The sequence below is a fragment of the Mesorhizobium sp. M1D.F.Ca.ET.231.01.1.1 genome (assembly GCF_003999155.2).
Taxonomy (GTDB): Bacteria; Pseudomonadota; Alphaproteobacteria; order Rhizobiales; family Rhizobiaceae; genus Mesorhizobium.
This window is the reverse complement of sequence record NZ_RZOZ02000043.1, coordinates 1-1,044: the sequence shown is the minus strand read 5'-3', so window position 1 is coordinate 1,044 and position 1,044 is coordinate 1. Positions and strand designations below refer to the sequence as shown.

The window sequence follows — 1,044 nt, the reverse complement described above, 5'->3', positions numbered from 1 at the left end:
GCGATGATGGCCAGTTTCTTGGAGCCTGAGCGGGCTGCGAGGTCGGTGTAGAAGGCTCTGAAGCGGTCACAGGTTCGGATGGCACTAAGTGCCGCCATGTAGAGGGCACGGCGCACACGCGATCGGCCGCCCTGGATCTGGCTTTTGCGTGCGAGCTTGCCGCTCTTGTTGTCGAACGGGGCAAGGCCGGCGAGCGCCGCGATCGACTTGGGTGAGCGCTGGCCGAGCTCGGGCAGGTGCGCCAGCAGGCAGAGCGCGCCGACCTTGGAGACACCGGGCACGGAAACCATCAGCGCGTGATCGCGGGCGGTGTCCTCGGCTTGACCAATGACGTCGGCGATCCGGCTCTCGAGCGCCTTGATGCGTGTGTCGAAGTGGGCAATCGTTTCTTCAAGGTCGGCAATGACAATCTCGTCGAAGGCCTCAGCGAGGTGCTTCTTCAGCGTTGCCCGCATATCGACCAGATGGTCGCGGTGACGAGCAAGCGATTGAAGTTGCTCGTTTTGTTCGCACGGCGCCGGCTCGGCTTCAGGCTGGTAACGGCGGCCATAGTCGCTCAGCATCCTGGCGTCGAGACGGTCCGTCTTGGCGCGCCGTCTTGTCGACTTCGCATAGTGGTGGGTATGGGCCGGGTTGTGCCGCGAGAATGCAACCCCTGCCTTGGCCAGCGCGTGCCGCAGCAGCCGGTCATGCACGCCTGTCGCCTCCATGACGACGAAGTCTTGGCCGGGACCAAGGCCCGCCACATAGGCAGCGATCGCATCGGCCTGGTTGTCGATGCGCCGGCAACGGCCGCTTGCCTCGTCAAAAAAGTCGAGCCACTGCTTGGAGATGTCGCAGCCGACATAGTTCTGCATTATCATGTCCACGCCTCTTCCTGTGGTGCGGGGTCTGCTTGGAACAGCCCCGTGCAACTGTTCAGGTTGATGGTTCACCGGTGGGAAGGGACCGGGCCATGCCACGGCCTGTCTGCAAGGACGACCAGGATCCACTCGGTCTCCTTCCCACTTCAAACCATACACGGGAATCAACACACAGGATCCT

Annotated in this window: 1 protein-coding gene; it reads right to left on the bottom strand. The window is 62.7% G+C overall.

What is annotated here, in order from left to right:
• Positions 1-863: IS110 family transposase (locus tag EN874_RS32150; protein WP_245513844.1), on the bottom strand; the 863-nt coding region annotated here is incomplete at its 3' end.
• Positions 864-1,044 lie beyond the last annotated feature (181 nt).